This window comes from Pseudomonas sp. S3(2024) (assembly GCF_036861315.1).
GTDB lineage: Bacteria > Pseudomonadota > Gammaproteobacteria > Pseudomonadales > Pseudomonadaceae > Aquipseudomonas > Aquipseudomonas putida_A.
Genome location: NZ_JAZAQQ010000004.1, coordinates 291,998 through 309,945, shown reverse-complemented (window position 1 = coordinate 309,945; position 17,948 = coordinate 291,998). Strand labels below are relative to the sequence as shown.

14 protein-coding genes and 1 pseudogene are annotated in these 17,948 nt (G+C 61.3%); 5 read left to right on the top strand and 10 right to left on the bottom strand.

Annotated features, from left to right (window positions below; genetic code table 11):
* The 3 genes and pseudogenes from VLA07_RS13135 to VLA07_RS13125 all read left to right on the top strand — a co-directional run.
* Window positions 1-560 (top strand): annotated as a pseudogene (locus VLA07_RS13135) (FAD-dependent oxidoreductase); the annotation flags it as partial.
* Window positions 557-1,369, top strand: coding sequence for an aldo/keto reductase (locus tag VLA07_RS13130; protein WP_247269722.1), 813 nt, complete (start codon window positions 557-559; stop codon window positions 1,367-1,369). The pseudogene VLA07_RS13135 and the gene VLA07_RS13130, both read left to right, overlap by 4 nt.
* Before the next feature lie 31 nt (window positions 1,370-1,400).
* The gene (locus VLA07_RS13125; RefSeq protein WP_027611383.1) at window positions 1,401-2,369 is read left to right on the top strand and encodes a hypothetical protein; all 969 of its coding nucleotides are present in this window, start codon (window positions 1,401-1,403) and stop codon (window positions 2,367-2,369) included.
* Window positions 2,370-2,459: 90 nt separating this feature from the next.
* Here VLA07_RS13125 and hldE read toward each other — a convergent pair whose 3' ends face one another.
* From hldE to msbA, 4 genes are all read right to left on the bottom strand, one after another.
* Window positions 2,460-3,881 (bottom strand): bifunctional D-glycero-beta-D-manno-heptose-7-phosphate kinase/D-glycero-beta-D-manno-heptose 1-phosphate adenylyltransferase HldE, encoded by a 1,422-nt coding sequence (gene hldE, locus VLA07_RS13120; RefSeq protein WP_027611382.1) that lies wholly within the window; start codon window positions 3,879-3,881, stop codon window positions 2,460-2,462.
* 102 nt (window positions 3,882-3,983) lie between these two features.
* A complete protein-coding gene (gene cysC, locus VLA07_RS13115; RefSeq protein WP_098966904.1) occupies window positions 3,984-4,595 on the bottom strand; it encodes an adenylyl-sulfate kinase in 612 nt (203 codons plus the stop codon).
* Window positions 4,588-5,292 carry a sulfotransferase family 2 domain-containing protein gene (locus VLA07_RS13110; RefSeq protein ID WP_330206811.1) on the bottom strand — a complete coding sequence of 235 codons (705 nt, stop codon included), beginning with the start codon at window positions 5,290-5,292 and terminating at the stop codon, window positions 4,588-4,590. The genes cysC and VLA07_RS13110 overlap by 8 nt, the downstream gene beginning before the upstream one ends.
* 171 nt (window positions 5,293-5,463) lie before the next feature.
* Window positions 5,464-7,266, bottom strand: coding sequence for a lipid A export permease/ATP-binding protein MsbA (gene msbA / locus VLA07_RS13105; protein ID WP_027611379.1), 1,803 nt, complete (start codon window positions 7,264-7,266; stop codon window positions 5,464-5,466).
* A gap of 153 nt (window positions 7,267-7,419) precedes the next feature.
* Here msbA and VLA07_RS13100 point away from each other — a divergent pair, with 153 nt between their 5' ends.
* Both VLA07_RS13100 and VLA07_RS13095 read left to right on the top strand, forming a co-directional pair.
* Window positions 7,420-9,282 (top strand): O-antigen ligase family protein, encoded by a 1,863-nt coding sequence (locus VLA07_RS13100; protein WP_333989410.1) that lies wholly within the window; start codon window positions 7,420-7,422, stop codon window positions 9,280-9,282.
* On the top strand, window positions 9,282-10,499 hold the full coding sequence (locus VLA07_RS13095; RefSeq protein ID WP_330206809.1) for an acyltransferase family protein: 1,218 nt from the start codon (window positions 9,282-9,284) through the stop codon (window positions 10,497-10,499). Before VLA07_RS13100 ends, VLA07_RS13095 begins: the two co-directional genes overlap by 1 nt.
* 18 nt (window positions 10,500-10,517) lie before the next feature.
* Here the strand turns inward: VLA07_RS13095 and VLA07_RS13090 are convergent, their stop codons facing one another.
* The 6 genes from VLA07_RS13090 to VLA07_RS13065 are packed head-to-tail and all read right to left on the bottom strand — an operon-like array spanning window position 10,518 to window position 17,780.
* Complete coding sequence (locus VLA07_RS13090) at window positions 10,518-11,402, bottom strand: glycosyltransferase (RefSeq protein WP_027611376.1); 885 nt, start codon at window positions 11,400-11,402, stop codon at window positions 10,518-10,520.
* 14 nt (window positions 11,403-11,416) lie between these two features.
* Complete coding sequence (locus VLA07_RS13085; RefSeq protein ID WP_333989409.1) at window positions 11,417-12,571, bottom strand: glycosyltransferase family 4 protein; 1,155 nt, start codon at window positions 12,569-12,571, stop codon at window positions 11,417-11,419.
* Window positions 12,568-14,004, bottom strand: coding sequence for a PIG-L family deacetylase (locus tag VLA07_RS13080; protein ID WP_333989408.1), 1,437 nt, complete (start codon window positions 14,002-14,004; stop codon window positions 12,568-12,570). The genes VLA07_RS13085 and VLA07_RS13080 overlap by 4 nt, the downstream gene beginning before the upstream one ends.
* An 8-nt stretch (window positions 14,005-14,012) precedes the next feature.
* Window positions 14,013-14,909, bottom strand: a complete 897-nt coding sequence (locus tag VLA07_RS13075; RefSeq protein ID WP_333989407.1) for an antimicrobial resistance protein Mig-14 — start codon at window positions 14,907-14,909, stop codon at window positions 14,013-14,015.
* Window positions 14,909-16,039: a glycosyltransferase gene (locus VLA07_RS13070; RefSeq protein WP_333989406.1), complete on the bottom strand. Its 1,131-nt coding sequence runs from the start codon at window positions 16,037-16,039 to the stop codon at window positions 14,909-14,911. Before VLA07_RS13070 ends, VLA07_RS13075 begins: the two co-directional genes overlap by 1 nt.
* On the bottom strand, window positions 16,023-17,780 hold the full coding sequence (locus tag VLA07_RS13065; protein ID WP_007967355.1) for a carbamoyltransferase family protein: 1,758 nt from the start codon (window positions 17,778-17,780) through the stop codon (window positions 16,023-16,025). The genes VLA07_RS13070 and VLA07_RS13065 overlap by 17 nt, the downstream gene beginning before the upstream one ends.
* Window positions 17,781-17,948: the final 168 nt, after the last annotated feature.

Genomic DNA, 17,948 nt, shown 5'->3' with positions numbered 1-17,948 from the left:
CCCCCCCCACTGCCCGATTGCTGGAAGACCTGGGCCTGACCCATCCGCAGATGCAACGCCGACCGCTGCACATGATCATCGCCAAAGGCCCGGGCCTCAAACCGTTGTACGCCCATTGCCTGGGCGGCGGCACCAAACCGCGCATCACCGTGACCACGCACCCGGCCGCCGACGGTCAGTGGGTCTGGTACATGGGCGGTGACATCGCCGAAAGCGAAGGCGTGGCCCGCGAACCTGCCGAACAGATCGCCACGGCGCAAAAGGAGATCGCACAGCTGTTGCCGTGGATCGACCTCAGCACCACGCAATGGGCGACCTTGCGCGTCGACCGCGCCGAGCCGCTGCAAACCGGCCTGAGCCGTCCGGACAACGCCTTCCTCGCCGAGGAGGGTCGCCTGCTGGTCGGCTGGCCGACGAAACTCGCACTGGCACCGGACTTCGCTGACCGGGTCATCGCTGCGCTGAAGCGCGACGGCATCCAGCCGCAAGCTGCCGAGCCATTGCCGACACTGCCAAAACCACCGATGGGCGTACCGGCCTGGGAGCAACTGTTGCCATGAGCGTAGCGACCCTGCACGAACTGCATCGCCCACTGGGCAGCACCGGCCTGACGGTCTCGCCGCTGGGCCTGGGCACGGTCAAACTGGGTCGCGACCAAGGGGTGAAATACCCCAACGGTTTTCAGATTCCCGATGACGATGCCGCGCGCATGCTGCTCAGGCAGGCACGCGAATTGGGCATCAACCTGATCGACACCGCCCCGGCCTACGGTCGCAGCGAAGAACGCCTCGGCCCGTTGTTGCGCGGCCAGCGGCAGGACTGGGTAATCGTCAGCAAGGTCGGTGAAGAGTTTGCCGACGGCCTGTCGCGCCATGACTTCAGTGCGGCGCACACGCGGATGTCGGTGGAGCGCAGCCTGCAACGTCTTGAAACCGATTTTATTGACTTGGTGCTGGTGCACTCCGACGGCAACGACTTGGCGATCCTCGAACACGAGGAGGTCTACGCCACCCTCGCTGCACTCAAGGCCGAGGGCAAGATTCGCGGTTTCGGCTTCTCCGGCAAAACCGTCGAAGGTGGACTCAAGGCGCTGGAGCAAGGGGACTGCGCGATGGTCACCTACAATCTGAACGAACAGAACGAGAAGGCAGTCATTGACTATGCTGCTGCCCACGGCAAAGCCATTCTGGTGAAAAAAGCCCTGGCCAGCGGCCACGTATGCCTGAGTCCGGGCGTGGATCCGGTGCGCGCCAGCTTCGAGTTGTTGTTCCAGCAGCCCGGCGTGGCCAGTGCTATTGTCGGGACGATCAATCCGCTGCACCTCGCCCATAACGTTGCGACCGTTGCCCAGGTCCTCCGTGGTCACTGACGCCGCCCCGCGGCCTTAAGCAGGAGCCGACATGCCGCGCACGCTCATCAGAAAGAACCCGAGCAACTTCAAGACGCTGCCGCTGTTCGTCGAGGCCACGCCCGAAGGCCTGACGTATCAGAGCGTCGGCATGCCGCTGAATTTCGCCCAGACCCTGCAGCGGCGCAAACCGGTGAGCGTGGCGGATGCCGAGCGCTTTGCGGTGGAACTGGCCAACCTCGGGGTCTCGGTGCGCCTGACGCTGCACTGGCAGAATCGCGATTACTGGGTGCTGGTGCGCCAGCGTCGGCAGGATCGCGGGGACGTCGTGCTCAAGCTGATTTCCGGTTACGTGCCTGCTCAAGAACTGAACATCCCGCTGCACACGGCGATTCAGGAAATTGCCGAAGAGTGCCTGCTGGAAACCCCGGAAGGCTGGCTCGGCGGACGCTTCAACGACACCTGGCTACCCGCCCCCTACGCCTCCGCCCTGCATTATCGCGAGGCCCTGCCGTTTCGCCTGACGCCGCAGTCCGGCTCGGCGCGGCCGGTGCGCTGCGCCAATCTGCAATTGCTCGAACGACCACGGGCCTACGTGCATCTGCCGACCGCATCGCTGCAACTGATCTACGACTTGCGCCTGGACGTGCCCAAGGAAGCCAAATCCCTGAGTCTGTTTCACGTCGATGAACGCCTGGAAGGTGATCAACTGGTGGCGCGACTGGACCGCAAGCGCCCGGATTTGTACCTGATGCCGTTGCAGGACGGCGAACCGCTGGCCGAACTGTATACCTTGAAGAAAGGTCAGCTGTCTCCGGCGGGCACGCGCGGTCTGTATCTGGCCGAAAGCTTTGCCAGACAGGATGGCTGGCTGGTGCGTGACGAGCGGATTCGCTGGAAGGACTGGTTACGCCAACAAGGCCTGACCCCGCCGGAGAAACCCACGGGACTGGCGCGGTTGCGCGGCAAGGCCAGGCAATTGCTGAAGAAGATCGTACCGCGCAAGAAAGTCAGTTCCTGAAAAGCAAAAGATCGCCGCCTGCGGCAGCTCCTACAGGGAAACGCATTCCAATGTAGGAGCTGTCGCAGGCGGCGATCTTTTTAGCTTGAATCAGTTACCGCGGATTTTCTCCACGATCGCAGTGGTCGAGCTGTTTTCCACCAGACCCAGCACTTTCACCGTGCCGCCGTAAGCCTTGACGATATCGGCACCAACAACCTGGTCGATACCGTAATCACCGCCCTTGACCAGCACATCCGGCTTGACCTCGCGCAGCAGGTTTTCCGGGGTGCCTTCCGGGAAACTGATCACCCAGTCCACCGCACCGAGGCCGGCGAGTACCGCCATGCGTCGGTCGACACTGTTGATCGGACGTCCCGGCCCCTTCAGGCGGCTGACGGAGGCGTCATCATTGATCGCCACGATCAGACGGTCGCCCTGGGCGCGCGCCTGCTCGAGGTAGGTCACGTGCCCGGCATGCAGAATGTCGAAGCAGCCGTTGGTGAAGACGATGCGCTCGTTATGCGCACGGGCATCGGCCACTGCCAGCACCAGCTGTTCCAGACCTAGCACCCCACGCTCCGAACCTTCTTCACGCTGGATTGCGCGGCGCAGTTCCGGGGCGCTGATCGCCGCAGTACCTAGCTTGCCGACCACGATGCCCGCCGCCAGATTGGCCAGCGCCACCGCGTGCGGCAGTTCTTCACCGGCAGCGATCGCCGCCGCCAGGGTGGAAATCACCGTGTCGCCGGCACCGGTCACGTCGAACACTTCACGGGCACGGGCCGGCAAATGCAGCGCCGGATGCTCCGGACGCAGCAGGGTCATGCCGTGTTCACCACGGGTGACCAGCAGCGCGCCGAGTTCGAGATCGTGCATCAGGGCCGCGCCCTTGTTCACCAGCTCGTGCTCATCGGCGCACCCGCCGACGATGGCTTCGAATTCACTGAGGTTCGGCGTGATCAGGCTCGCACCACGGTAGATCGAAAAATCCTTGCCTTTGGGATCGGCCAGCACCGGAATGCCTTTGGCACGGGCCGCCTGAATCAAGGCCTGATGGTTTTTCAGCGCGCCTTTGCCGTAGTCCGACAGCACCAGCACCTTGATGCCTTCGAGCAGATCATCGACCTGCGAGGCCAGGGCCAGCGCATCGGTGGCAAACGGTTCTTCAAAGTCGATACGCAGCAACTGCTGGTGCCGGCTCATGACCCGCAGTTTGACGATGGTCGGCTGGTGCGCGATGCGCTGGAACAGCGCGCGCACGCCCGCGCCCTTGAGACTGTTGCTCAGGCTGTCGGCGGCTTCGTCGTCGCCGGTCACACCGACCAGTGACGCCGGCGCGCCCAGCGCGGCAATGTTCAAGGCAACGTTGGCAGCACCGCCCGGGCGGTCTTCGATTTGCTCGACTTTTACGACCGGTACCGGTGCCTCAGGGGAAATCCGTGAGGTTCCACCATGCCAGTAACGGTCGAGCATGACATCGCCGACCACCAAGACTGGGGCTTGATCGAATCGCGGCATGGACAACTTCATGGAGCAACCCACATACAAAATGAACAGGGGCGCGATATTAACACAGGGTTGGCGCAGGCTTGCGTGCAGCCTGCAACAGGATGAAACAGTCCGTTACTTTGCTCATTTTTTGAGCACCAGTGCCGCCAGTTGTCCACAGGCTTCGGACAATTCCAGCGCCTCGGTGTCGATTTGCCACTCGGCTGCCAATGGCGCTTCGTAAGGACTGTCCACGCCCGTAAAGTGCGTAATCCGGCCTTCCCGTACGGCCTGATACAGACCTTTCGGATCGCGACGGGCGCAGACTTCCAACGAAGTGCTGACGTGCACTTCAATGAATTCATCCTGGGCAAACAGCCTGCGCGCGGCGTCGCGTTCGGCGCGGAACGGCGAAATGGCCGCAACGATCACAATCAGCCCGGCGTCGACCATCAACCGCGCCACCTCGGCCATACGCCGGATGTTTTCCCGGCGGCAGAGATCGCTCATGCCCAGGTCGCGGCACAGGCCATTGCGCACATTGTCGCCATCGAGCAAAAAGGTGTGCAGACCCGACGCATGCAGGTGCAGTTCGAGGGCATTGGCCAGGGTTGACTTGCCGGCGCCGGAAAATCCGGTCAACCACAGGCAGCGTGGGTGTTGTGCCTTGAGCGCTGCCCGGGCCTGGTGCGAGAGCGCCAGACCGTAAGGCCGAATGGCGAGCTTCTGTAGCGGCAGTGACAGGGACTCATTCATACCCGAGCAACTCGTAATCACGCTGATAAACCCGACGCACCAGACGCCGGGTGCGCACCGTACAGAACTCCCGCGCCGGCAATGATTGCCGTTCCCGCGAGCCGTTGACGTGAGGCAACTCGCCAGTCAGCCCCAACTGTTCGCAAACCAGACGAAAATCCCGCGTCAGGTGTTCCTGATAACCGATGAAGTCCAGCGCCAGATGCCCCAGCGAGTCCGTCAGAAAGTCGGTCTGCGCGGCAAAGTGCAATTGCCGGGCAATCGTTTCCGGATGCAGCCAGCGCGCGACAAAAGCGTCGAAATCCCGGTACTGCCGCACCAACCGTTGCGCCATATGGTCACGCGCGCTCAACTCGTTGCCACGCAAAAAGGCGTAGGCCGAATAGGCGCGTTCCAGCGGGTCGCGAACAAAAGCGAACTTGAAGGCGTGGGCGAACTGCTCGGGAAACTGCTCTTCATACCAATACAGCGGCAAGTGCCCGGGTCGCCAGCCGTCGAACAGCGCCGTGCAAACGCTGCTGCCGGCGCATTTCGGAACATGGATAAACAGGCAGGAGCGCTGCTGGAAGGCCTGAGGAAACGTCAGGTTGGCCGACATCGACTTGTTCACCACCTGCCGATCGACCACCGACAGGCGCCCGAGCAGAAAAGCCCGCTGTGGCTTGGGCAGCAGTTTCCAGAGATAGCGTTGCAGCATGAAAGCACCCGCGCGACGGGGATGGCCCCCTCGATGGAAGTCAGAGTTCGTTGAGGAACCTTAACAAGCGCGGTGCCCGGTTTTATTCCGGTTTGGTCAAGAAGGGTAAAGGTCTGGATACAAACGACTGTGGGAGCGAGCAGGCTCGCTCCCACAGGGCAGGGCCTGGAGTCAGGCGATATCTTCGGCCGGGGCATCGAGGCCCATGGCGTTGAGGCGCGCGTAGTAACCATTTTGCGCCAGCAACTGGTCGTGGGTGCCGCGCTCGACGATGCGCCCCTGATCCATGACCAGAATCAGGTCGGCCTTCTCGATGGTCGACAGACGGTGAGCGATTACCAGCGTGGTACGCCCCTTCATCACCTGATCCAGTGCCGCCTGAATGTGCCGTTCGGACTCGGTGTCGAGTGCCGAGGTGGCCTCGTCGAGAATCAGCAGCGGTGCATTCTTCAGCAACGCACGGGCAATCGCCAGACGCTGGCGCTGGCCACCGGAAAGCAAGACGCCGTTCTCGCCGACCTGAGTGTCCAGGCCTTGCGGCAACTGCGAAATGAAGTCCATCGCGTAGGCATCACGCGCGGCTTTTTCAATGTCTTCACGCGGCGCACCGGCCAGATCGCCATAAGCGATGTTGTTGGCCACGGTGTCGCTGAACAGAGTGACGTGCTGAGTCACCTGAGCGATGTGACGACGCAGGTTGAGCAGTTTGTACTGTTCGACTTCCACATCGTCGATGAGGATTTCGCCCTTGTCGTGGTGATAGAAACGCGGAATCAGGTTGGCCAGCGTCGACTTGCCGCTGCCCGAACGCCCGACCAGTGCGACCATCTGCCCCGGCTGGACCGAGAAGCTGATGTCGTCCAGCACCTGGCGTTCGGTGCCAGGGTAGGTGAAGCTGAGGTTGCGCACGTCCAGACGGCCACTCACCGCATCGCGCTCGACGGTGCCGGTATCGACTTCCGGCTCGACGTCCAGTTGCTCGAAAATGCTCTCGGCACCGGCCACGCCTTTCTGAATGGTCGAGCTGACTTCGGACAATTGACGGATCGGCTTGGGCAGCAGGCCCGCCAGCGTGATGTAGGCGACCATGTCACCGGCCGAGGCGTCACCGCGCAGGTACAGCACCAGGAACATCAGCACGGCCATGGCGGTGTAGATCACCAGTTGCAGCATCGGCGTGTAGATCGCACCCGTGCGAGTCATGCGCAGTTGCTTGTCGGTGTTGCCCTGGCTGGCATCGAGGAAGCGCTTTTCTTCATAGGCCTCGCCGCCGAAGCTGCGAACCACGCGATAACCCTGGATGGTTTCCGAGGCCACATGCGTGACATCGCCCATCGCCAGCTGGATCTTCTTGCTCTGCTTGCGGAATTTTTTGCTGGCGGTGCGCACCATTACGGCGATCAGCGGCAGGATCGCCACCATCACCAGGGTCAGCTTCCAGTTCATGAACAACAGCGAGGCAAACAGGAAGATCACCGTCATGCCTTCACGGATTACGACCTTGATCGCATCTGTTGCCGCCCCCGTGACCATCGTCACGTTGAAGGTGATACGCGAAATCAGATGACCGGAGTTATGCTTGTCGAAATAGCGGTTAGGCAGCACCAACAGGTTGTTGAACAACTGCACACGCAAGTCATGCACCAGCCCCAGGGAAACCTTGGCCAGGAAATAGTTGCCCAGATAGGAGCCCAGCCCCTGCCACGCGGCGATCAGGATGATCAGCAGCGGTACGGCCTGCAACAGTTGCAGGTCACGCAGGTAGGGCACGGAGGGAAACAGCACCGCTTCAGGGTTGGACAGGCCATCGACAAAGTACTTGAGGATGTAGCCAAGCATCGGTTGCGTCGAGGCGAAAATCAGAAAGCCGACGATGCTGATCAGGAACAGACTGATGTACGGCCGGACATAGCCGAGCAGGCGGAAGTAGATTTTCAAGCTCGATGGGCTTGCGGCGGGACTGGAATCGGTCATATCACGCGAAAGTCGATAAAAAGGACGCTGACTTTAGCACAGCTTCTTCAGGGTTCTGGCAATCGGCGAAAGGCTGTTATTGTTATGCACCTCTTCTGCATCAAATAGCCATCACTCGAATGGTCGATCAACCTCAGGAATGAATCTCACAGCATGCAACTTCGCGGCTTCAGCAGTACGTCCAGTCGGATTTTCGATTTCATTAGCCTGTGGATTCTTCCCACCGGTTATTTCCTGCTCCTGTGCGCGCTGTTCTTCTTGCCGGGTCGAAGTCTGCATCACAAGTTGTTCTATGGCCTGTTCAGCATTCCGACACTGATCGCGCTGTGCCTGCGCCCGCGCGAACTCAAGGAGCTGCTGCGCGAGCCGATTTTCATCGCGGCTCTGCTGTTCGCCGCCTGGGCGTTGCTCAGCCTCGCCTGGGGGCCGGGCGGGGAGCCGCTCGGCGGAATGTTCAAACCGCCACTGCATACCTTGCTGCTGTTTGCCGGCTGCTACCTGCTGGTGCGCTACCGCAGCGACATCCTGCAACCCTTGCTGTTCGGCGCCGCGTTGGTCGCGCTGATTGCCACGACCATTTTCCTGTTCATGTTCGCCCGGGTTTATGAGCCGGGCATGCGCCTGATCGGCGGTGGTGCCTTCGATAACCCGTTGCTCAGCTCGCACCTGTTCGGCTTCTTCAGTGCCTACTGGCTGAGCGTGACCATGACCTGCAAACGTCGCCAGATGATGTGGCTCAGCTTGCCGGCGATGGCAATCATGTTCATGGCCGTGATCGGCACCGGTTCCCGGACGCCGTTGGTGGCACTGACCATGGCGGCGCTGTGGCTGTGTTTCATCTGCTGGAACAAGCGCTCGGTGGGGTTACTGATCGCGCTGGTCCTGAGCGGCGTAGCAGTCATTACGCAGTTTTCGCAGATGATCACCGAACGTGGCGACTCCTATCGTCTGGAAATCTGGCAGAAGGTACTGCATATGATTGCCGATCATCCATGGATCGGTCATGGCTACAGCGCCAGCCTTGCCGTAGACCCCGGTAACGGCATCAGCTTTCAGGAGCCGCACAGCTTTATCCTGGGTGTGCTGTATTACGTCGGCATCATCGGCTTGCTGCCCTGGTTGTTCTTCCTGCTGTGGGGCCTGCTGAGCAGTTGGCGCCAGCGTGTGCAGCCACTGCTGATCATAGCCTCGACCTGGCTGGTATTCGGTATCGGCGCCGGGCTGACCGAAGGCGGCGGGATCATTTCGCGGCCCAAGGAGCACTGGTTCCTGTTGTGGATTCCGCTGGCACTGATCGCGGCACTGAGCATCAATCAACGCGCGCGGCGCCTGTTGACCCAGCCGGTGCAAAAGCTTGCGACCGCTGATCTGGAGCACATGAGCAGCACGGCCCAGATCATTGAAGAAGATGGCCTCGGCCCGAAAGTCCTGCGCCTGACCGACGGCAGTTTCCTCAAGCTGTTCCGCCGTCGCCGCTGGTACACCTCCGGCAGCTTCAATCCCTACTCCGAACGTTTCGCGGTCAACAGCGAACAACTGCGTCAGATGGGCATCCCGACCCCGCAAATATTGAACCTGTACCGTCTCGACGATGGCAGCAGCGCTGTGCATTACGCGCCGTTGCCGGGGCACACGCTGCGTCAGGTGCTGCAGAGCATTACCGCTCCTGCGGTGCGCCAGGCGCTGGTGGAGCGCTTTGGCAAATTCATGGCGCAACTGCACGAGAAAGGCGTTTATTTCCGCTCGCTGCACCTGGGCAACGTACTGGTACTGGAAGACGGCGAGTTCGGCCTGATCGATCTGGCCGACCTGCGCATCTACCCTACTCCGCTCAGTCTTTCCCTGCGCCAACGCAATTTGCGTCATATGCAACGTTACACTGTCGACAAACGCTGGTTGTTCGAGGATCACCTCGATGCGTTGCTCCAGGGGTACGCCATGACGGCGTCTAAATCCGCGGTTGAAAATCTGCACAGGCAAGTGCTGGCCGGCAACACCCCGGCTCGGGTTCATTGATGATCGAAACCAATCCGCTTATCGCGCTGGCAGCCTATCTGCTGGCCATCGTCACTTCCGCCCTGCTGTTGCGTGCGGTGCCGAAAATCGCTCGGCACCTGCAGCATTCCGGCGAAAGTCGATATGCCAGCATCGACGGCCTGCGTGGCTATCTGGCGTTTGGTGTGTTCGTGCACCACTCGGTCATTACCTGGATCTTCTTGCGCACCGGGGTGATCGACTTTCCGCCGAGCAACTTCTATTCGATGCTGGGTCAAGGCAGCGTCGCGCTGTTCTTCATGATCACCGGTTTTCTGTTCTGGAGCCGCCTGCTCGCGCAGGGACGCAACCATGACTGGCTGGCCTTCGGCGTGTCACGGGTATTTCGCCTGTATCCGCTTTATCTGCCACTGATGCTACTGGTGTTCGTCTCGATCTTCCACTTGCAGGACTGGCAAATGAAGGAGCCTGGCCTGGAGCTGTTCAAGCAGATCCTCGCCTGGCTGACGTTCGACCGCCCGGACATCAACCAGTACCGCCACTCCGGCATGCTGATATCCAACGTCACCTGGACGCTGGCCTATGAGGTGTTTTTCTACATGGCGCTGCCATTGGCCGGGCTGGTGTTCATCTACCGCGGCAGCTGGTTGCAGGTGGTGCTGTGCCTGATCGGCATCTACACGCTGTACCAGGTCATCGGCTGGGAACATTCGCTGAAGAAACACTTTCTGGCGAGCTTCCTCGGTGGCATCGCCGCCGCCTACTGGATTCGCCGACCGGCGCTCGTGGCATGGAGCCAGTCACGACTGGCAAGCATCATCGCCGTGCTCGCGCTGGTGATTGCGTTCACCGCGTTCAGTCGTGCATTCAAGACTGCACCGCTGTTTTTGCTGGGGTTGTTTTTCGTGATCGTGGCGTCCGGCAATAATCTGTTCGGCGCGCTGAAACCACGCAGCATTCGCTGGCTCGGCGAAATCAGCTACAGCACCTATCTGCTGCACGGGTTCGTCCTGTGGCTGATGGTGCAACGGCTGCCGCTGCTGCTGAATATCGATGCGCGGGAAACGGCGGTGTACCTGCCCCTGGTGGCCGTCTGCACCTGCTTGCTGATTCTGATCAGCAGCGCGACGTTCCTCTATATCGAGCAGCCGGGCATGGCTGCCGGCAAGAAGGTTGTGCATTGGCTGCGCCAGCGTCAGAAGGGCGAAAAGCGCTTGCCGGAGAAGGTCGCCCGCTGAGCGCGAGCGACCGCTGCCTCAGTCCTTTTCCAGCGGGGAAAAGAGTAAACGCCCCAGTCCGCGCCAGGTCTTCTTGTTCCAGGCCTTGAACGGGATCTGCGCCAGCAACTCCCTTGCCAGCTTGCGATTGCGGTTGGCGGTCTTGAGGAACATCGAGTTCAGCGCCTTGAAGCGCACTTCGTCGTACAGCGGATGATCGCTGAACAGCGCATAGGTGCGCAGGATGTTCTCGATCATGAAGCGATGATTCTTGTACGAGTTGGTGGCGTGCTTGCGGTAGCGCGCCATCACCACGTTCAAACCGTCGATGAAGTAGCCAGCACGGGTCACCTTGAGCTCGATGTACAGGTCTTCAAGACGAATCGTCGGATCGAACCCTCCCACCTTTTCCAGCGCCTCGCGACGGATCATCAGCGTCGGCGCCGGCGGATACGGCTTGCGTTCAAGAAACATGTCGTCGAAATCGAGGCGACGAAACGGCACGTCGCGGCGCTGACGTTTCTCTGGATACAGGCTGCCGTCGGCGTGCATCAGCTCGATATTGCCGGCACAGATCCCGACTTCAGGCTTGCCGTCCATGTACGCCACCTGGGTGGCAATACGTTCGGGGTACATGATGTCGTCGGAGCCGAATGGCACAATCAGGCTGCCCTTCGAACGGGCGATAGCGCCGTTGAGGGTATTGGTCAGGCCCTGATTCTGCTGCACACGGAAATCGAAACCGTACTGCGCCTGCAACGCGCTGATGCGCTCGACGCTGTCGTCCTTCGAACCGTCGTCGACCACCAGCAACTCGATGTTCTTGTAGCTCTGGTTGAGGACACTGAGGATGCTTTCCTCGATGTACGGGCCGTGGTTGTACGAGGCGATGATCACGGTGACGAGGGCGTTGGCTTCGCTCATGACTTGTTCTTCGCTCACGGCTGCTCCTTGCGGGCCTGCTCCAGGCCGGAATCGATCAGGTCCAGGTATTCCTGACGGAACACCTCGATGTCGTGTTGTTCCTGCAGATAACGGTAGGCCTGTTCGCCCTTGGCCTTGAGCTCGTCGTCCGACAGCGCCAGATAGTGATCCAGCGCGGCGACCAGACTCGGCACGTCCTTGGGCGTGATCGCCAGACCACCGGCACCTTCGATCAGCGGCAACATCGCCGGCACGTTCGAGGCAATCACCGGAAGGTGTCCGCTCATGCCTTCGAGCAAGGCCAGGCCCAGGCCTTCGGCCAGCGACGGCATGGTCCAGATGTCGAACGCACGCACGTATTGCAGAGCGTTTTCCTTGAAGCCGAGCAAGTGCGCACGGCCGCTCAGGCCCAACTGCTCGATTTCGGCAGCCAACGGCGCTTGCAGGCGTCCGGCACCGATGATCGCCAACTGGGTGTTCGGGTATTTGTCCTTCAATGCGGCAAAGGCTTGCAGCAGATAGGTGTGGCCCTTGACCGACACCAGACGCCCCAGTGCGCCAATCAAGCGCACATTAGGGTCGAGGCCCAACAGCTCGCGAGCTGTTTCGCGGCTGTGTTGCAAGCCCTCGGCCTGCTCGATGTCGATGGCATTGGTGATGGCGTAGGTGTTCTGGTCGGTGAAGCCGCAATCGCAATCGAGCAGGTACTGTTTGACCGCTGGCGACACACCGACGAAGCGCCAGTGCCGATCGATCAGACGCTGGGTCTGACGACGCCGGTAAAAGCGATCGTATTCGCCGAAACCGTGGGAGATGCCAATGCACAGCGGCACTTTCAACCAGCGGTTGAGCGCCAGCATCATGTTCACCGGTTTGAAGCGGTTGCAGATCACCACGTCGAACTTTTCCCGGCGGCAGAACTTGTACAACTGCCACATCGCCCGCAGGCGCATGCCCTTGAGCGACTTGTCGGAAAACTCGAAGTACACCGAATGGTCGGCCCGGCTTACCGGCTCGCCCGGCCCCGGTTTGCCGCGCAGGAAAGCTGCGGTGATCTCATAGCGATCGCTCGGCAGCGCCTTGACGATCTGCTCGGCGAGGTCGGCAAAGTCATGGGCTTTGACGTTGTAGTCGGGTTGCAGCTGCAACACCTTGAACCGTTGACTCATGACTCTCCCCGCTGGACGCCTGTCTCACCGTGCTTCAGTAGCCAGAACAACTCCTGGCGCCTGACTGCTTTTCGAAAAAATTCGTTTTCGCCGTACACCGACCCAGCCCGCCCGGCGAGCACACGCTGGATAACCCGGCGCAGGCGACGCTTGAACGGTGCCGGCGGCTGCAGGTCATGCATCATGCCCAGCGCCATGGCCTTGTCCCGTTGCAGCTCGATGGACAGCGGCAGGCACAAAGGCTGCATCGGCACCGCCGAATCGAAGGCCGGCGGCAAGGCAATGCCCTGCCCGGTGTTGCCCATCGGCCAGCGGTCGTTGTCGTGCAAGTGGTTGGCGTAACCGAGCAGCGTCGGCTGCCAGTCGAGACCGTGCAGCGCCTGCAAAACAGCTTGCTGGGCGCAGATATGGTCAGGGTGCGGATCGAGGGTCGGATGCGGCAGCACGATCACGTCAGGACGGGCGCGCAGCAGCACCTCACGCAGGTCGGCCAGCAGGTTGTTCCAGGTCGGCGCGCCATCGGCATCGCCCGGCAGAGTGAACGGATTCAACTGACGAAACAGGCGTGTGTCGTTCAGGTCGGCTTCGCGCGAGCCCACCGCCTGATTCGGCGCGGCCTGCATCGCCGCCAGTTGCAGGCAAAAGTAACCGAGTTGCACGCAGTGTTCCTGCGGCACACCGGCCCAACGCGGCACGGCGAGGCTGTCCCAGGCACGCAGACGGCCCTTGAGCCGCGCGGCCTCGACCTTGTTCATGCCCATCTGTTGATAGTGTTCGGCTTCGATCTCACCTGCGGTCAGGGTGACGATCCAGGCTTCGTCGGCCTGACTGTACAAGCCATAGGCAGCCAACTCGGCATCGTCGGCGTGCGGGGCGATCACCATCACCCGCTGACGGCGGTAGTCTGGTTGCTCCAGCGCCCACAGCACCGGCTCGCCAAAGACCCGGCAAAAGCGCCCGCGCAAGCGCAACTGACCTTGCGCCAAGGCTTGCGCCTGACCGCTGAGGTTCAGGTAACGCAGGCCATTGACCCCGCGCTCGAAGGTTTGTGCATCAGGATGCGTCCCGCCGAGCAGTTCGACGCGCGGATCAAAGAACCGTCCCAGCCAGGTGCTTTTAACCTTTACCGCGAGGATCAACGTCGCTTCGTCGACCAGCATCACGCCTTCATCCAGACGCAATTGCTCGCCGCTCAAATGCACCTTCGGCTGCGGTGTGAACGGCGGAAAGCTGTACTGGTAATCGTCTTTCGGCGAATAGAACAGGTGATCGGCAAACCACGCTTCGTGGGCGATCCAGCCAACCACCGCGAGCACCAGTGGCAACCACCACGCGACCAGCACACCGAGCGCGATTAACACGCTCAGGGCGATCAGCAAGGTAATGCGTTTATTGCGACGATGACGCTTGAGCAGTTGCTGTTTGCGGCTCATGGGCTGACTCATACGGTGAACACCGGCACAGGATTGCACCAGCGATCCTTGTATTCACGGTCGGCGCGACCGAAGGAAAACCGCAGCGGCTTGTTCAGTGCTCGCGCGTGTTCCCAGGCGCCTTGCGTATTGAGGAAGCTCAACACGCTGCCCGGGCTGAATTCGCGGGTTTCGGGGTCGACGCCGCCGTTGATGTACTCGACGCTGATCCACTCCGGCGCTTCGACGCGGTACACCAGTTGAATGGCAATCGGCGCATCATTGAGGTAGATCACCGAGCCAATCAGCAGTTCACGCAGCAGCTCGATGACTTCGGCCATGCGCGCCGCGCCGGTGGCCGGGAAGCCCCAGCGGCGCTGGAACAGATCACAGTAGATCGCCGCCAGTTCGGCACTGGAGAACTCGGCAACCGGACGCACCACGCCACCCGCCTCCTCCAGCAGGCGCAGTTCGCGGCGCTGGTTGTAGCGAAACTTCTTCGACAGCTCTTCGGGGGTGCGGGCCATGGCCAGTTGTTCAGTCTGCAACTTGAGGCCGCTGAAGCGGTTTTCGTTGAGCGCCGACAGATAGCGTGCGCGATGGCGCAGGGGTGCCTGGGCATCGACCGCGGCCGGCAGGATCAGCTCGGCATTGCCGAGGTCGAACAGGCCTTTCTTGCCGTTGCGCTTGAGCACGTCCTTGGACAGGGCCAGGTCGCGGCCCCAGGTCGGGATCGCCGCCTTGACTTCCCCGCCCTGCTCCCACGCCAGATAGCGCACCGGGATGCCGGCCAGATCCGCCAGACGCTCGACGACCAGTGGATGGGTCGCGACACTGCCGCCAAATCGCTGCCAGACGGTGGCATAGGTGGAGGCGTCAACGGGCGACCAGCCACGTTCGCGCCAGCCTTGAAATCGGTTGAGCATCAGCCCCTCGGTGCCAGATCGGTAACTTGCGGCAGACGCCAGAAGGTGTCGCGCACCGCACGGTCGGAGAAACGCTCACGCAGGCGATCGAGCATCACCTCGGCGCACTGCCGGCGTTGCTGATCATCCATACCGGCCAAATGTTGCAGGCCTTGTGCAAGGTGTTCGGCATCGCCCAGCGGGAACAGAATCCCCACGCCTTCGACCACTTCCTTGGCCCCGCCACAGGCAGTGGCGAGCAAAGGCACGCCGGCCGCCATGGCCTCCAGCAGCACCATGCCGAACGGTTCGTGATCGGAGCTCAGGGCAAACACATCGAAGGCGCGGAAGTAATTGCGCGCGTCCGGCACCTGACCGAGAAACAGCACCCGGTCACCGATGCCCAATTCGCGCGCCAGCTCCTTGAGGTCCTGTTCCAGACGTCCCTTGCCGAGAATCACCAGCTGACTGTTGCCCGGCAGACCCGGCAACGCCGCGGCAAAACCGTGCAGCAAGGTGGCCTGATCCTTGTCCGGGTGCAGCCGTCCGACGTTGCCGACAATGAACGCATCCGCCGCCAGACCCAGGGTCTCGCGGGCCTCGCGGGCCGACACCTGACTGGCCTGCAAGGCCGGCACATCGATGCGGTTGTACAAGGTCTGGATGCGGGTCGACGGCCATTTCGGCAGGCAGCGCCGCATGTCGTCGCGCACGGCATCGGAGACGCCGAGCAGACTCAAACGCTTGCGGAAAATGTGCGCGAACAGCTTGCGCGTGCCACGTTTGTAATCGTCAAACGCGTGGTGCACGCCAATCACCGGCAGCGACGTGCCGAGCAAGGCGATGTAGATCGGCTTGAAGCGATGGGCGATGCAGAAACTGAAATTGCGTGAAGCGGCGATCTTGCGCAGATCGCCGATGGCGCCCAGCTTCAGGCCACGAATGGCCTTGGAGCTGTATTCCATGAACAACACTTCATCGGAAGCACACGCTGCGGCCACCTCGCTGTCGGCGGCCCCGGTCAGAAAGACCGTGGTCACCCGATAACCGGTGCCCGCGAACAGGCTGGCGTACTGCCGTGCGCAGTCGAGGAACGGCCCGTCATAGCCGTGACAGAACTGCAGCACATGGCGTTCAGCCGAGCGAGTCATAAGCGTTTGCGCCCTCTTTGACCACCAGAATGTCTTCCATGATCAGGTACTGCAGATCGGAGCCGAAGAACATGTTCAGGGCGTCGGTCGGCGAGCAGATCATCGGTTCACCACGACGGTTCAGCGAAGTGTTCAGCGACACGCCGTTACCGGTGAGGTTTTCCAGCGCCTTCATCATGTCGTAGTAGCGCGGGTTGTATTCGCGCTTGAGGACCTGGGCACGGGAAGTGCCGTCTTCGTGAACGACTTCCGGCACGCGGGTCTTCCACTCTTCCGCCACTTCGAAGGTGAAGGTCATGAACGGTGCCGGGTGATCGATCTTGATCATCTGCGGTGCAACGGTGTCGAGCATCGACGGGCAGAAAGGCCTCCAGCGCTCGCGGAACTTGATCTGGTGGTTGATCCGGTCAGCCACACCGGCCACGCTCGGGCAACCGATGATCGAACGACCACCGAGCGCACGCGGACCGAATTCCATGCGGCCCTGGAACCAGGCCACCGGGTTGCCATCGACCATGATTTTGGCGATCTGCTCCGGCATGTTGTCGAGCTTGCGCCAGGTCGGCTTGTTCTCGTGACGGGCGCACGCGGCGATCACATCTTCGTTGCTGTACGACGGGCCGAGGTAGACGTGTTCCATCTTCTCGACCGGCACGCCACGGGCGTGGGACACATAGGCCGCTGCGCCGACCGCGGTGCCGGCATCGCCGGACGCCGGCTGGACGAACAGTTCCTTGATGTCATCGCGGGCGATGATTTTCTGGTTCAGCTTCACGTTCAACGCGCAGCCACCGGCGAAGGCCAGCTTGCCGGTTTCCTTGAGCACATCGCCCAGGTAGTAGTCGATCATCTGCAACGCCAGTTTCTCGAACAGCGCTTGCATGCTCGCGGCGTAGTGGATGTACGGTTCGTCGGCGATATCGCCTTCACGCTTCGGACCCAGCCACTCGATCAGCTTCGGCGAGAAGTAGAAGCCTTTGCCCTTCTCTTTGTAGCGACGCAGGCCGATCACGTTGGCGTAGTCGGTGTTGATCACCAGCTCGCCGTTCTCGAACGAGGCCAGACGCGAGAAATCGTATTTGCTGGCGTCGCCGTACGGCGCCATGCCCATGACCTTGAACTCGCCGTCGAGCATCTCGAAACCGAGGAACTCGGTGATCGCGCCGTACAGGCCGCCGAGGGAGTCCGGATCGAAGAATTCCTTGATCTTGTGGATCTTGCCGTTTTCGCCATAACCGAAGAAAGTCGTGGCGTACTCGCCCTTGCCGTCGATGCCGAGGATCGCGGTTTTCTCTTTGAAACCCGAGCAGTGGTAGGCGCTGGAGGCGTGAGCGAGGTGGTGCTCGACCGGCTCGATCTTGATCTTCTTCGGATCAAAACCCAGCTGCTCCAGGCACCAGACGATCTTGTTGCGATAGCGCTTGTAGCGACGGTTGCCCATCAGGATCGCATCGAGGGCGCGATCCGGTGCGTACCAGTAACGCTTGGCATAGTGCCAGCGGGCCTTGCCGAACAGGCTGATCGGCGCGAACGGAATCGCCACCACGTCAACGTCGGACGGCTTGATACCGGCCTGTTCCAGGCAGAACTTCGCCGATTCGTAGGGCATGCGGTTCTTTGCATGCTTATCGCGGACGAAGCGCTCTTCTTCAGCCGCCGCCACCAGCTTGCCGTCGATGTACAAGGCGGCTGAAGGGTCATGGCTAAGGGCGCCGGACAGGCCAAGAATCGTCAATGCCACAGGGTCTAGCCTCTTTAGTCTGCATTCAGGCGCGATGCGCCTCGAAAATTGATGTGCCCTCGCACCGGGCGAGAGACAGCTAAAGGGCGGGATTATAGCGTAAAAGCGCCGACAAGCCTCTAGCGGAACTGGCCGGCCTTTGCGTTGACACTCCCGAGCCTCTCAACA

Coding starts and splice junctions, on each gene's coding strand:
- VLA07_RS13080 (WP_333989408.1), bottom strand. CDS start 14,004: ATGAGCCGCAAACAGCAACTGCTCAAGCGTCATCGTCGCAATAAACGC.
- VLA07_RS13100 (WP_333989410.1), top strand. CDS start 7,420: ATGCAACTTCGCGGCTTCAGCAGTACGTCCAGTCGGATTTTCGATTTC.
- hldE (WP_027611382.1), bottom strand. CDS start 3,881: ATGAAGTTGTCCATGCCGCGATTCGATCAAGCCCCAGTCTTGGTGGTC.
- VLA07_RS13090 (WP_027611376.1), bottom strand. CDS start 11,402: ATGAGCGAAGCCAACGCCCTCGTCACCGTGATCATCGCCTCGTACAAC.
- VLA07_RS13095 (WP_330206809.1), top strand. CDS start 9,282: ATGATCGAAACCAATCCGCTTATCGCGCTGGCAGCCTATCTGCTGGCC.
- VLA07_RS13125 (WP_027611383.1), top strand. CDS start 1,401: ATGCCGCGCACGCTCATCAGAAAGAACCCGAGCAACTTCAAGACGCTG.
- VLA07_RS13070 (WP_333989406.1), bottom strand. CDS start 16,039: ATGACTCGCTCGGCTGAACGCCATGTGCTGCAGTTCTGTCACGGCTAT.
- VLA07_RS13110 (WP_330206811.1), bottom strand. CDS start 5,292: ATGCTGCAACGCTATCTCTGGAAACTGCTGCCCAAGCCACAGCGGGCT.
- VLA07_RS13085 (WP_333989409.1), bottom strand. CDS start 12,571: ATGAGTCAACGGTTCAAGGTGTTGCAGCTGCAACCCGACTACAACGTC.
- msbA (WP_027611379.1), bottom strand. CDS start 7,266: ATGACCGATTCCAGTCCCGCCGCAAGCCCATCGAGCTTGAAAATCTAC.
- cysC (WP_098966904.1), bottom strand. CDS start 4,595: ATGAATGAGTCCCTGTCACTGCCGCTACAGAAGCTCGCCATTCGGCCT.
- VLA07_RS13075 (WP_333989407.1), bottom strand. CDS start 14,909: ATGCTCAACCGATTTCAAGGCTGGCGCGAACGTGGCTGGTCGCCCGTT.
- VLA07_RS13130 (WP_247269722.1), top strand. CDS start 557: ATGAGCGTAGCGACCCTGCACGAACTGCATCGCCCACTGGGCAGCACC.